Here is a 13,204-nt window from a genome sequence, read left to right on the forward strand (position 1 = left end):
GCACCATCAGGTAGACCGGGACGAACGAGGCCATCGTCGCCACGCCCAGCCCGAGGTCCAGGTACAGCAGCAGGCCCTGGCCGGTGGTGGCGGCCTCGTCGTCGGGCAGGCTCTGCAGCCCCAGTTCGGCCGGGGACGCCAGTCGAGGGTGGTGCGGCAGCACCCGCACCGTGTAGCCGAAGGGTCCGGCGCGATCGAAGGAGAGCTCCCCGGCGAAGGTCCACCGGCCCGCCAGGTCCTGCCCGCCGACCGGTTTCAGCGGCACGGTCACCGGGTCGGTGAGCCGGTCGTCGGCGTCCACCCGGCCGGTGACCGCCTGGACCTCGACGTCCGCGGGGCGGAGCCCGCCGAGGGCGACGGCCGCCCGCACCGGGACGGTGCGGCCGAGGGTCGCCCCCTCCCCCGGGTGCTCGGCGGGGTCCTCCCCCGCCGCGACATGGCCGACCACCACGTCCGGCCAGGCGTCGCGCACCCGGGCGCAGTACGCAGCCAGCTCCTCGGCCGCGGGACCTGCCAGCTCCCGGTGGGCCGCGGCCGCCGGCGCGTAGAGGGCGCCGACGTACTCCTGGACCATGCGGTCGGCCTGCACCCGCGGCCCGAGCCGGTCGAGAGTGGCCCGCACCATCTCCAGCCATCGGCCGGGCAGTCCGGTGTGGGAGTCGCGCTGGTAGAAGCGCGGGACGACCTGGTCCTCCAGCAGCGCGTACAGCGCCGCCGCCTCCAGTTCGTCGCGGCGCTGCTCGTCCAGGCCGGTCGCCCCGTCGGCGGTGGGGATCTCCCAGCCGAAGTCGGGGTCGTACCACTCGTCCCACCAGCCGTCGCGCACCGACAGGTTGAGGCCGCCGTTCAGCGCCGCCTTCATCCCCGAGGTGCCGCAGGCCTCCAGCGGACGCAGCGGGTTGTTGAGCCAGACGTCGCACCCGGCGTACAGGTGCGAGGCCATCGCCATCCCGTAGTCGGGCAGGAAGACGATGCGGTGGCGCAGCTGCTGCTCGTCGGCGAAGCGGACGAGCTCCTGGATGAGCCGCTTGCCGCCGTCGTCGGCGGGGTGCGCCTTGCCGGCGACGACGATCTGCACCGGGCGTGAGGGGTCCAGCAGTAGCCGGCGCAGCCGCACGGGGTCCTTCAGCATCAGCGTCAGGCGCTTGTAGGAGGGGACGCGCCGGGCGAACCCGATGGTGAGGGCGTTGGGGTCGAAGACGTCGTCGATCCAGCCGAGTTCGGCGTTGCCGGCGCCGCGCTGCCGCCACGACTCCCGCAGCCGGCGGCGGATCTCGTGGACCAGCCCGGTGCGCATGGTGCGCCGCAGCTCCCACAGCGCGGCGTCGCCCAGCGGCTTGCCGGCGCGGGCGGCCCGCATGGCGTCGGCGGTCCAGGTGGGGGCGTGGACCCCGTTGGTGACGGAGGTGATGGGGACCTCCGCCGCGTCGAAGCCCGGCCAGAGGCCGGCGAACATGTCGCGGCTGACGTGGCCGTGGAGCGCGGAGACGCCGTTGGCGCGCTGCGCCGTGCGCAGCCCGAGCACCGCCATGTTGAACTGCGGCTGCTCGCCGGGACGGGCAGCCTGCGGCTCCCGCCCCAGCCCCAGCAGCGGTGCCGGGTCCAGCCCGGGCAGTTCCGCGCCCGGCCCGAAGTGGCGGGCGACGAGTTCCTCGGGGAACCGGTCGATCCCGGCGGGGACCGGGGTGTGGGTGGTGAAGACGGTGCCCGCCCGCACCGCCCGCAGCGCCGCGTCGAACCCGGCGCCGTCCTCGGTGAGTTCCCGGATGCGTTCGAGGGCGGCGAGACCGGCGTGGCCCTCGTTCATGTGGAAGACCTCGGGCGCCGGGTGGCCGGTGATGCGGCAGTAGGCGCGCAGCGCCCGCAGGCCGCCGATGCCCAGCAGCATCTCCTGGAGGAGCCGGTGCTCACTGCCGCCGCCGTAGAGGCGGTCGGTGACGTCGCGTTCGGCGGGCGCGTTCTCGCCGAGGACGGAGTCGAGCAGCAGCAGCGGCACGCGCCCGACGTGGAGCTGCCACACCTGCGCGGCGAGCGTCCGGCCGCCGGGCAGCGCGAGCTGGACGCGGACGGGCGTGCCGTCGTTCTCGGCGAGGAGGGTGAGCGGCAGCTCGTGGGGGTCCAGGACGGGGTACTGCTCCTGCTGCCAGCCCTCGCGGGAGAGCGACTGCCGGAAGTAGCCGTGCCGGTAGAGCAGGCCGACGCCGACCAGCGGGACGCCGAGGTCGCTGGCGGCCTTGAGGTGGTCGCCGGCGAGGATGCCGAGGCCGCCGGAGTACTGCGGCAGCGCGGCGGTGATGCCGAACTCGGGTGACAGATAGGCGATGGCGGCCGGGGCGTCGGGGACGCTCCGCTGGTACCACCGGGGGTCGCCGAGGTAGTCGCGCAGGTCGCCGACGGCCAGCGCGAGGCGGCGGCGGAAGCCGCGGTCGGCCTCCAGTGCGGTGAGCCGGTCCGCGGAGACGGTGCTCAGCATGCGCACCGGGTCGCCGCCGGCGGCGGCCCACCCCTCGGGGTCGACCGAACGGAGCAGTTCGCGGGTTTCCGGATGCCAGGACCAGCGGAGGTTCAGCGCCAGTTCCTGAAGGGGTCGCAGGGATTCGGGATAGACGGGACGGACCGAGAAGCGACGGATGGCCTTCACTGTTCGAAGGTAGCGGGGGCGTGTGGCGGGGGCGAGGTAATCGGGGGGTTTTCACCCACCAGGGCTCGACCGGACCACAGCGGTTGCGCCCCGCGCACCTGAGGTGCACGGGGCGCAGCTCCACTGCCGTCTCGGGGTCAGGCGCCGGTGGCGCCCTTCCCGGGCTCCTCGCCGTCGGGGGCCGCGGCCGCGGCCGGTGTCCCCTCCTCGCTGCCGGGCCCCAGCAGTTCGGGGGCGAGCGCGGAGGTCGGCGCGAGCTCGCCGGAGGCGATCTCGTTCACGAAGTGACAGGCCACCCGGTGGCCGCTGCCGGTGTCGGTGAGGACCGGCCGCTCGGTGTCGCAGCGGGTGGGCTGCCGCCACGGGCAGCGGGTGTGGAACCGGCAGCCGGTCGGCGGGTTCGCGGGCGAGGGGAGGTCGCCGGTGAGCAGGATGCGCTCGCGGGTGTCCTCGACCACCGGGTCCGGCACGGGGACCGCCGACATCAGCGCCTTGGTGTAGGGGTGCTGCGGGTTGGCGTACAGGTCGTCGCTGTTCGCCTCCTCCACCAGCGACCCCAGGTACATCACGCCGATGACGTCGGAGATGTGCCGGACCACGGCCAGGTCGTGGGCGATGACCACGTAGGTCAGCCCGAGCTGCTCCTGGAGCTCCTCCAGCAGGTTGATGACCTGGGCCTGGATGGAGACGTCCAGTGCGGAGACCGGTTCGTCGCAGATGATGACGTCGGGCTCCAGCACCAGCGCGCGGGCGATGCCGATGCGCTGCCGCTGGCCGCCGGAGAACTCGTGCGGGTAGCGCGCCAGCGCCGAGTCGGGCAGCCCGACCCGGTCCAGCACCGCCAGGATGCGTTCCCGCCGCTCCTCGCGGCTCCCGCCGATGCCGTGGGCGGCCATGCCCTCGGCCAGGATGGACTCGATGTTCTGGCGCGGGTTGAGGCTGCCGAGCGGGTCCTGGAAGACCATCTGCAGCCGGCGGCGGGACCGGCGCATCTCCTCCTCGGGGAGCTGCGCCAGGTCGGTCCCGTCGAAGACGACCTCCCCGCCGGTGATGTCGACCAGCCGCAGGATGGCGCGGCCCAGGGTGGTCTTCCCGCAGCCGGACTCACCCACCAGCCCGTAGGTCTGGCCGGCCTCGACGGAGAGCGAGATGCCGTCGACGGCCTGGACGTGGCCGACGACCCGGTCGAAGAGGATGCCGCGGCGCACCGGGAAGTGCACCTTGATGTCGTTCAGTTCGAGCAGGCTCATGCCGCACCTCCGGGGTGCCGGGCGGTCGCTTCCGACCCGGTGGTGTCCATCACGGGTGCCTCCAGCACCGGCCCGGCCAGGTCGGACTGGTCCAGGACCGGGTTGACGCACCGCACCCGGTGGCCGGCGGTCGCCGGCTCGGTGAGCTGCGGCGTGCCGGTCAGGCACTCCATGACGTAGTGGTCGCAGCGCGGCGCGAAGGCGCACCCCTCCGACCAGGGGATCTGGTCGTTGATCGAGCCCCGGATGGGGTTGAGGGGCTGGCCGCGCGGGGAGTCCAGGCGCGGGATGGAGCCCAGCAGGCCGTGGGCGTAGGGGTGCATGGGCGCCGCGAACAGCTCGCGCCGCTCCGCGGCCTCCACCGCCTTGCCCGCGTAGAGCACGTTCACCCGGTCGCACAGCCCGGCGACGACGCCGAGGTCGTGGGTGATCATCAGCAGGGCGGTGCCCTCCTGGTCGACCAGCTCGCGCAGCAGTTCCAGGATCTGCGCCTGGATGGTGACGTCGAGCGCGGTGGTCGGCTCGTCGGCGATGAGCAGGCGCGGCGCGCAGGCGACCGCCATGGCGATCAGGGCGCGCTGCCGCATGCCGCCGGAGAGCTGGTGCGGGTACTCCTTGAGCCGCCGCGCGGGGTCGGGGATGCCGACCCGGTCGAGCAGGTGGGCCGCCTCCTTGCGGGCCTTCTCCCCGCGCAGTCCCCGGTGGCGGCTGAGGATCTCCGTGACCTGGACGCCGATCGGGACGACCGGGTTCAGGGAGGACAGCGGGTCCTGGAAGATCATCGCCAGCTGGGTGCCGCGCATGTCGCGCAGCTTCGCCTTGGGGAGGGTCAGCAGGTCGGTGCCGTCGTACTCGGCCCGGCCGCCGACGCGGACGCCCTTGGCGGGCAGCAGGCCCATGAGGGCGAGCGAGGTCACGGACTTGCCGCACCCCGACTCGCCGACGAGGCCGACGACCTCGCCCTGGTCGACGGTGAAGGAGACGCCGGAGACGGCGCGGAAGTCGTCCCGGCCGCGTGCCGTGAAGGTGACGGCCAGTTCGTCCACGTTGAGCAGTGCCATGGCCATCAGCTCCGCAGTTTCGGGTCGAGTGCTTCCCGCATGGCCTCGCCCAGCAGGGTGAAGCCGAGGGCGGTGATGATGATGCCGAGCGCGGGCCAGACGGCGAGCATCGGCGCCGCGTCGAAGAAGCGCTGCGCCTGCGCCAGCATGACGCCCCACTCGGGTTGTGCCGCGTCGAGGTTGCCCAGGCCGAGGAAGGACAGCGCGGCGGCCTCGATGATGGCGGTCGCCAGCACCAGGGTGCACTGCACGATGACCGGCCCCAGCGAGTTGGGCAGCACGTGGGCGAGGACGATCCGCCGCCGCCGCACGCCGAGCGAGCGGGCCGCCAGCACGTAGTCGGCGTTGGCCTGCGCCAGCATGGAGCCGCGCAGCAGCCGGGCGAAGATCGGGATCTGCACCACGCCGACCGCGATCATGACGGTGGTCAGGCTCTGGCCCATGACGGCCGCGATACTCACGGCGAGCAGCAGCGAGGGCAGCGCCAGCATCATGTCGATGAAGCGCATGATCACGGTGTCGATGCGCTGCCCGGTGCGGCCGCCGAGGGCGAGGGCCGCGCCGGAGACGCCGCCGATGAGGGCACCGACGACGAAGCCGATGACGGTGGCGACCACGCCGACCAGCAGCGTCTGCCGGGCGCCGACCAGCAGCCGGGAGAGCTGGTCGCGGCCGAGGTTGTCCAGGCCCAGCCAGTTCTCGGCGCGCGGGCCCACGAAGATGCCCCGGTTGGAGAAGACCTCGCCGCGCCAGGTCTGCGCTGTGGGGCTGTAGGGGGCGATCCACGGCCCGATGATCGCGAGGATCACGAAGACCGCGATGATCACGGCGCCGATGATCGCCATCTTGCTGGAGCGCAGCCGGCGGAAGGCGGCGACCCAGAGGCTGTCACCGCTGGCGGTGGTCCGCTGCGCGGTCAGCTGGGCGAGCCGGTCGATCTTGTCGGCCTTGCTCATCCGGGCCTTGGCGAGCGGGCTCTCCGCCCGCTCGGGGCCGGCCGGGGCCGCGGCCTCCGGGCCGCCGGTGGTGGCGCCGGCGGTGGGCGCGGTCGCGGTGCCGACGGGCTCGGGGACGGCGCTCCCGGGAGAGGTGCCCTCGGGGGAGGCGCCGGTGTCGCCCGCGGCGTCGTCCGGCTCGCGGGGCTCGTTGCTTTCGGTACTCATCAGTGCACCCGCACTCTCGGATCGATGAGGCTGTAGGCCAGATCGACCAGCAGGTTGATCAGCACATAGACCAGCGCGATGATCAGGATGAAGTTGGTCAGCACCGGGTAGTCACGGCCGTCGATGGCGTCGCGGATGAACGAGCCGATGCCGCCCCAGGAGAAGATCGACTCCGTGAGGACCGCCCCGGAGAGCAGGCTGCCGGTGAGCAGGCCGATCGCGGTGATGACGGGGAGCAGCGCGTTGCGCATGACGTGCCGCAGCCGCACGACCCGCTGGTGCAGGCCCTTGGACTCGGCGGTGCGGACGTAGTCCTCCTGGAGGACCTCCAGGACGCTGGCGCGGGTCATGCGGGTGATGACCGCCAGCGGGATGGAGGCGAGCGCGATACCGGGGAGCACCAGGTGCCACAGGGCGTCGCCCGTGGCGTCCAACTCTCCGGTGAGGATGCCGTCCAAGGTGTGGAAGCCGGTGACCTCCGTGGCGTTGATGCCGGTGGTCAGGCGGCTCCCGGTGGGGAACCAGCCGAGGCCGACGGCGAAGATCTCCTTGAGGATGAACGCCAGGAAGAACACCGGGATGCAGATGCCGATGAGGGAGCCGGAGACCGCCCCCACGTCCATCCAGCCGCCGCGGTGGCGGGCGGCGAGATAGCCCAGCGGCACACCGACGACGACGGCGATGAGGATCGCCGTCACGCCGAGTTCCACGGTCGCGGGGAAGCGCTGGGTGAACTCCTCCCAGACGGGGCGTCCGGTGCGGGTGGAGACGCCCATGTCCAGGGTCAGCAGGTCTCGCAGAAAGATGAAGTACTGGTCCCACAGCGGCTTGTCCAGGCCCAGGGCCGCTTCCATGGCTATGCGGTCGGCCTCGGTGGCCCGCTCGCCCAGACGGGCGGAGGCGGGGCCGCCGGGCAGCATGCGCAGCCACAGGAACAGCAGGACGGACAGGCCGAGGAGGGTGGGTACCAGCTGCAGCAGTCTGCGGACGATGAGACGCAACACGTTCGTTGACGCCCTTTCTTGCAGTGCTCAGTCAGAGGTCCGCCCGGCCACGGGGGTGCCGTGGCCGGGCGGACGCGGGCCATCGTTGCGACTACTTGAACGAACCCTCGGAGAACTTCTCCTGCGTGAGCGGGGAGACGGTCGGGGGGTTGACGCTGTCGGCGAAGACGATGGAGGGCGGCGAGGAGGAGATCGGGACGCCCGGGAGGAAGTCCATCACCAGCTCGTTGATCTCCTCGTACATGGCCTCGCGGGCCTCCACGTCCGGCTCGACCGAGGAGGCGGCGAGCGCCTCGAAGATCTCGTCGTTCCGGAAGCCCCACTCCTTGCTGTAGCCGTCGAACCAGGTGCCCAGGAAGTTGTAGGCGTCGTTGAAGTCGCCGGTCCAGCCCAGGAGGTACAGGTCGCAGCCGCCGTCACGGGTGGTGTCCAGGTAGTCCGGGGTCCACTTCATGGGGCGGGGGTTGACGGTGACCCCGACGGCCTCCAGGTCGGCCTTCATCAGCTCGAACATGTCGGCGGGGGCCGGCATGTACGGGCGGGTGACCTCGGTCGGGTAGCAGAAGTCGACGGTCAGGTCGGCGTGGCCGGCCTCGTCGAGCAGCTCCCGGGCGGCGTCCTCGTCGTACTCGTAGAGGGTCACGTCGTCGCTGTAGCCGGCGATGGTGTCCGGCACGAACTGGGTGGCGACGACACCGCCCTCCGGCAGCTGGGTGTCGACCAGGCCCTGGCGGTCCAGCGCGTGGGCGACGGCCCGGCGGACGTCGATGTCCTGCAGCGCCTCGTTCCGCTCCTGGGTGAACGCCAGGTAGAAGATGTTGAAGACGCCGCGGACCGGGACCTCGAAGCCGGCCGACTCCAGTGCGTCGACATCGGAGGGGGCGACCAGGTCGTAGCCGTGGATCTCGCCGGCCTCCAGGGCCTGGCGGCGCGCGCCCTCGTCGGAGATCGTGCGGAAGACGATCTCCTCGAACCCGGCGGTCTCGCCCCAGTAGTCGTCGAAGCGGGTGACGGTGACCTCGCCGTTGCCCTTGTTCCAGTTGCTCAGCTGGAAGGGACCGGTGCCGGCGATCGCCTCGGGGTCCTGGCTGTAGTCGGGGCGGCTGATGTTGTCGCCCTCACCGGACGCCTCGTCCTCGGCGTAGCGCTCCAGGGACTTCGGCGAGTGGATGGAGAACGCGGCGAGCGAGAACGCGCCGGGGAAGACCGAGGAGGGCTCCTCCAGGTTGATCACCGCGGTGAGGTCCTCGGTCGCCTCGCAGCCCACGTAGTTGGGCGGCGGGGTGTCCTCGCTCTCGTTCTCGGCGAAGCCGCCGAACTCGGCCTGCCAGTAGTAGGAGAGCGCGGTCGACTGGTAGGTACCGGTCCAGTTGTACCAGCGGTCGAAGTTGTCGCAGACGACCTGGGCCGTCAGCTCCTCACCGTCGTGGAAGGTGACCCCGTCGCGGAGGTTGAACGTCCACTCGGTGCCCTCGTCGTTGCTGTCCCACGTCTCGGCGAGGCCGCCGATGAGCTCGGTGCCCCCCGACTCGTGGTCGAGGAGTGTCTCCAGCACCTGGCGCGAGACACGGAAGGTCTCGCCGTCGCTCTCCAGCGACGGGTCGAGCGACCCGGGGTCCCCGGCCGCGCCGAAGATGAACCGCTCGGTGGAGCCGCCCCCGTCGGAGCCGTTGGAGTCGCGGTCGCTGCTGCAAGCGGTCGCGACGAGGCCGAGCGAGACCGCTGCCGCGATCACCGCCACCTTCGATCGTGCTATGTGCATCGTCCACCTCAGTGGGGTTCGGTGCTGTCAGGCGTTGTGTGGCCCGCACATTACTGCGCATCCACATAGTTGGGAACGGCGGGCAACCTGGCGATATCGACCTGAGACTCAGTGGTGCCCCCGGGGCTCCCGAGCCGCGTGCGCCCGCCACAACCGCGACACGCAATGGCCACGAGTACGCAACACGGCGACGGATTGTCCGCCCCCCTTCGCGGGGCAGGCTTCCTGAGAGCACCTCTTCTCGCGCCGGCCCCGCCGCACCACTGCGCGGCCCGGTCGGCGCCGGCACCGAACTCCCCGTTCCGTAGGGCGAGTCGGGCCCCTCCCGGCACCGCGGGAACGGGTCGCGACCCACCGCCGGGCGCGTCCCGGCAGCGTGGCGGGGGTGCCTGCGTGAACGACCGGACCATGCCCTGACCGCACTCCGTTCCACACCCACCCGAGTGAACGCGCACCGGAGCCGCCATGCCTACTGCCCGCCAGCGGCCGTCAGAACCGATAGAAAGGACAAGACACCGCAAAGCCGGAGATTTATCCGCACTTTCTACCTATCCAGGTGATCCCCAGATGATCGGTCGCATCCCTGTCCTCGACGTCTCGCCGCTGGTCGACTGCGGCCGACGCCCGGCGAAGGCGGTCGCGGGAGAGACCTTCCAGGTCACCGCCACCGTCTTCCGAGAAGGCCACGAGGCGCTGGGCGCCAACGTGGTGCTGCGCGACCCGGGCGGCCGCGGCAGCGTGTGGACCCCGATGCGCGAACTCGCGCCGGGTACCGACCGCTGGGGCGCGGACGTCACCCCGGGGACCGAGGGCCGCTGGACCTACGCGGTGGAGGCGTGGTCGGACCCGATCACCACCTGGCGTCGCCACGCGGCGGTCAAGGTCCCCGCCGGGGACGAGCCGGAACTGATGCTGGCGGAGGGCGCCGCGCTGCTGGAGCGGGCCTCGTCCAAGGTCCCCAAGGCCGCCGGGCGGCCGCTGCTGCAGGCCGCCGCACGCGCCCTCCGCGACCGCGAACTGCCGCCCACCGCGCGCCTCGCCGCCGCGACCGCCCCCGAGGTCCTCGCCGTGCTGGCGCGGTACCCGCTGCGCGAACTGGTCAGCTCCTCCCGGCCGCTGCCGCTCGTGGTGGAGCGGGAACGGGCGCTGGTCGGCTCCTGGTACGAGATGTTCCCCCGCTCCGAGGGCGCCCGCTTCACCGAGGACGGCGTCCCCGTCTCCGGCACCCTGGAGACCGCCGCGGAGCGCCTGCCGGCCATCGCCGCCATGGGGTTCGACGTGGTCTACCTGCCGCCCGTCCACCCCATCGGTCGCTCCCACCGCAAGGGTCCGGGCAACGCGCTCACCGCCGGGCCGGACGACGTCGGCTGCCCGTGGGCGATCGGCGGACCCGAGGGCGGGCACGACGCGATCCACCCGGAGCTGGGCACCCTCGCCGACTTCAGCCGGTTCGTCCGCACCGCCGGCGAGCACGGCATCGAGGTGGCGATGGACTTCGCGCTCCAGTGCAGCCCCGACCACCCGTGGGTCAAGGAGCACCCCGAGTGGTTCCGCAAGCGCGGTGACGGCTCCATCGCCTACGCCGAGAACCCCCCGAAGAAGTACCAGGACATCTACCCGATCGCGTTCGACGAGGACTTCCGCGGCCTGGTCACCGAGACGCTCCGGGTCCTGCGCTTCTGGATGGCGCGCGGCGTCCGGATCTTCCGCGTCGACAACCCGCACACCAAGCCCGTGGTGTTCTGGGAGAAGGTCATCGGGGAGATCAACCGCACCGACCCCGACGTGATCTTCCTGGCGGAGGCGTTCACCCGGCCCGCCATGATGCGGACGCTGGCCAGGATCGGGTTCCAGCAGTCCTACACCTACTTCACCTGGCGCACCACCAAGGCCGAGCTGACCGAGTACCTCACCGAGCTGAGCCACGAGTCGGCCCCGTACATGCGGCCCAACCTGTTCGTCAACACGCCGGACATCCTGCACGCCTACCTCCAGCACGGCGGCCGGACGGCCTTCGAGACGCGCGCCGTGCTGGCGGCGACCCTCTCCCCCACCTGGGGCGTCTACGCCGGCTACGAGCTCTGCGAGGCCCGGCCCGCCCACGAGGGCAGCGAGGAGTACCTCGACTCCGAGAAGTACGAACTGCGCCCCCGCGACTGGGCGGGCGCCGAGGCCGCGGGCACCACCATCACCCCGCTCATCACCCGGCTCAACGCGCTGCGCCGCTCCCACCTGGCGCTGCGACGGCTGCGGGGACTGCACTTCCACCACACCGACAACGAGCACATCGTGGCGTACTCCCGGCGCGCGGTCGGACCCGACGGCGAGGACACCGTCCTCGTCGTGGTCAACCTCGACCCGCACCACACCCACGAGGCGACGGTGTCGTTGGACACATCGGTACTCGGCCTCCCCTCCGCGCAGCGGAGCGGTTCCGAGTCCTTCCCGGTGACGGACGAGCTCACCGGGACGACCTATGACTGGGGCAGGGACAACTACGTGCGGCTCGGTCCGGAGCGGGCGGACGCGCTCGCCCCGTCGGCCCACGTGCTGACCCTGCGACCGTCCTCTTCAGACCGGAGGGTCACCCAACCATGAGCGTCAACGAGCCGGTCCTCGACACCTTCGAGGACACGCCCGCCCGCGACCGCGATCCCGACTGGTTCAAACGCGCGGTCTTCTACGAGGTCCTCGTGCGGTCCTTCAAGGACAGCAACGGGGACGGGGTCGGGGACCTGAAGGGCCTCACCGCCAAACTCGACTACCTGCAGTGGCTCGGAATCGACTGCATCTGGCTCCCGCCCTTCTTCGAGTCGCCGCTGAAGGACGGCGGCTACGACGTCTCGGACTACACCGCGGTGCTCCCGGAGTTCGGCGACCTCGCCGACTTCGTGGAGTTCGTGGACAGCGCCCACCAGCGCGGCATCCGGGTCATCATCGACTTCGTCATGAACCACACCAGCGACCAGCACCGGTGGTTCCAGGAGTCGCGCAAGGACCCGGAGGGGCCCTACGGGGACTACTACGTCTGGGCCGACGACGACAAGAAGTACGCCGACGCGCGAATCATCTTCGTCGACACCGAGACCTCGAACTGGACGTTCGACCCGGTCAGGCGGCAGTACTACTTCCACCGGTTCTTCTCGCACCAGCCGGACCTCAACTACGAGAACGAGATGGTGCAGGAGGAGATCCTCTCCGCGCTCCGCTTCTGGCTGGACCTCGGCATCGACGGCTTCCGGCTGGACGCCGTGCCGTACCTCTACGCCGAGGAGGGCACCAACTGCGAGAACCTGCCGGCCTCCCACGGGATGCTGAAGCGGGTGCGCGCCGAGATCGACGCGCACTACCCGGACACCGTGCTGCTCGCCGAGGCCAACCAGTGGCCGGAGGACGTCGTCGACTACTTCGGCGACTACTCCAAGGGCGGCGACGAGTGCCACATGGCGTTCCACTTCCCGGTCATGCCGCGCATCTTCATGGCGGTCCGCCGGGAGTCCCGCTACCCGGTCTCGGAGATCCTCGCCAAGACCCCGCAGATCCCGTCCGGATGCCAGTGGGGCATCTTCCTGCGCAACCACGACGAGCTGACCCTGGAGATGGTCACCGACGAGGAGCGCGACTACATGTACGCGGAGTACGCCAAGGACCCGCGGATGCGCGCCAACATCGGCATCCGCCGGCGGCTGGCCCCGCTGCTGGACAACGACCGCAACCAGATCGAGCTGTTCACCGCGCTGCTGCTGTCGCTCCCGGGCTCGCCGATCCTCTACTACGGGGACGAGATCGGGATGGGCGACAACATCTGGCTGGGTGACCGCGACGCGGTCCGCACCCCGATGCAGTGGACCCCGGACCGCAACGCCGGCTTCTCCTCCAGCGATCCCGGGCGGCTGACCCTGCCCACGATCATGGACCCGGTCTACGGCTACCAGGTGACCAACGTGGAGGCCTCCATGAGCGCCCCCGCGTCGCTGCTGCACTGGACCAAGCGCATGGTCTCGATCCGGAAGCAGAACCCGGCCTTCGGGCTGGGCAGCTTCACGGAGCTGGAGTCCTCCAACCCCGCGGTGCTCGCGTTCATGCGGGAGTACGAGGACGACGTGGTGATGTGCGTGAACAACTTCTCGCGCTTCTCCCAGCCCACCGAGCTCGACCTGCGCGCGTGGGAGGGGCGCCGCCCGGTGGAACTCACCGGCGGCGTCGGGTTCCCCGCCATCGGGGAGCTGCCCTATCTGCTGACCCTGGCGGGGCACGGCTTCTACTGGTTCCGGCTGCGACGCCAGACCGACTGAGGACCCCGGCCGCTGCCGGCCGCAGACC

At 71.4% G+C, this 13,204-nt stretch carries 6 protein-coding genes and 2 pseudogenes; 2 read left to right on the plus strand and 6 right to left on the minus strand.

The window, feature by feature from the left end:
* Positions 1 to 64 precede the first annotated feature (64 nt).
* The 6 genes and pseudogenes from glgP to HCN52_RS15085 form a co-directional block, all read right to left on the minus strand.
* Positions 65 to 2,641, minus strand: a pseudogene (gene glgP / locus HCN52_RS15060) (alpha-glucan family phosphorylase); the annotation flags it as partial.
* A 137-nt stretch (positions 2,642 to 2,778) separates the two neighbouring features.
* Entirely contained in the window at positions 2,779 to 3,891 is a 1,113-nt protein-coding gene (locus HCN52_RS15065; protein ID WP_168088962.1) for an ABC transporter ATP-binding protein, read from the minus strand.
* Positions 3,888 to 4,952, minus strand: a complete 1,065-nt coding sequence (locus HCN52_RS15070) for an ABC transporter ATP-binding protein (RefSeq protein WP_168088963.1) — start codon at positions 4,950 to 4,952, stop codon at positions 3,888 to 3,890. Before HCN52_RS15070 ends, HCN52_RS15065 begins: the two co-directional genes overlap by 4 nt.
* Positions 4,953 to 4,957: 5 nt before the next feature.
* Positions 4,958 to 5,908, minus strand: coding sequence for an ABC transporter permease (locus HCN52_RS15075; RefSeq protein WP_168088968.1), 951 nt, complete (start codon positions 5,906 to 5,908; stop codon positions 4,958 to 4,960).
* Between the two features lie 206 nt (positions 5,909 to 6,114).
* Positions 6,115 to 7,119: an ABC transporter permease gene (locus tag HCN52_RS15080; RefSeq protein ID WP_168088964.1), complete on the minus strand. Its 1,005-nt coding sequence runs from the start codon at positions 7,117 to 7,119 to the stop codon at positions 6,115 to 6,117.
* A 91-nt stretch (positions 7,120 to 7,210) separates the two neighbouring features.
* Positions 7,211 to 8,881, minus strand: coding sequence for an ABC transporter substrate-binding protein (locus tag HCN52_RS15085; protein ID WP_168088965.1), 1,671 nt, complete (start codon positions 8,879 to 8,881; stop codon positions 7,211 to 7,213).
* 567 nt (positions 8,882 to 9,448) lie between these two features.
* Here HCN52_RS15085 and HCN52_RS15090 point away from each other — a divergent pair.
* Positions 9,449 to 11,474: pseudogene (locus HCN52_RS15090) on the plus strand (alpha-1,4-glucan--maltose-1-phosphate maltosyltransferase); the annotation flags it as partial.
* A gap of 1 nt (position 11,475) precedes the next feature.
* Positions 11,476 to 13,176 (plus strand): maltose alpha-D-glucosyltransferase, encoded by a 1,701-nt coding sequence (gene treS, locus HCN52_RS15095; RefSeq protein ID WP_168088967.1) that lies wholly within the window; start codon positions 11,476 to 11,478, stop codon positions 13,174 to 13,176.
* Positions 13,177 to 13,204 lie beyond the last annotated feature (28 nt).

This window comes from Streptomyces bohaiensis, assembly GCF_012033785.1.
Lineage (GTDB): Bacteria > Actinomycetota > Actinomycetes > Streptomycetales > Streptomycetaceae > Streptomyces > Streptomyces bohaiensis.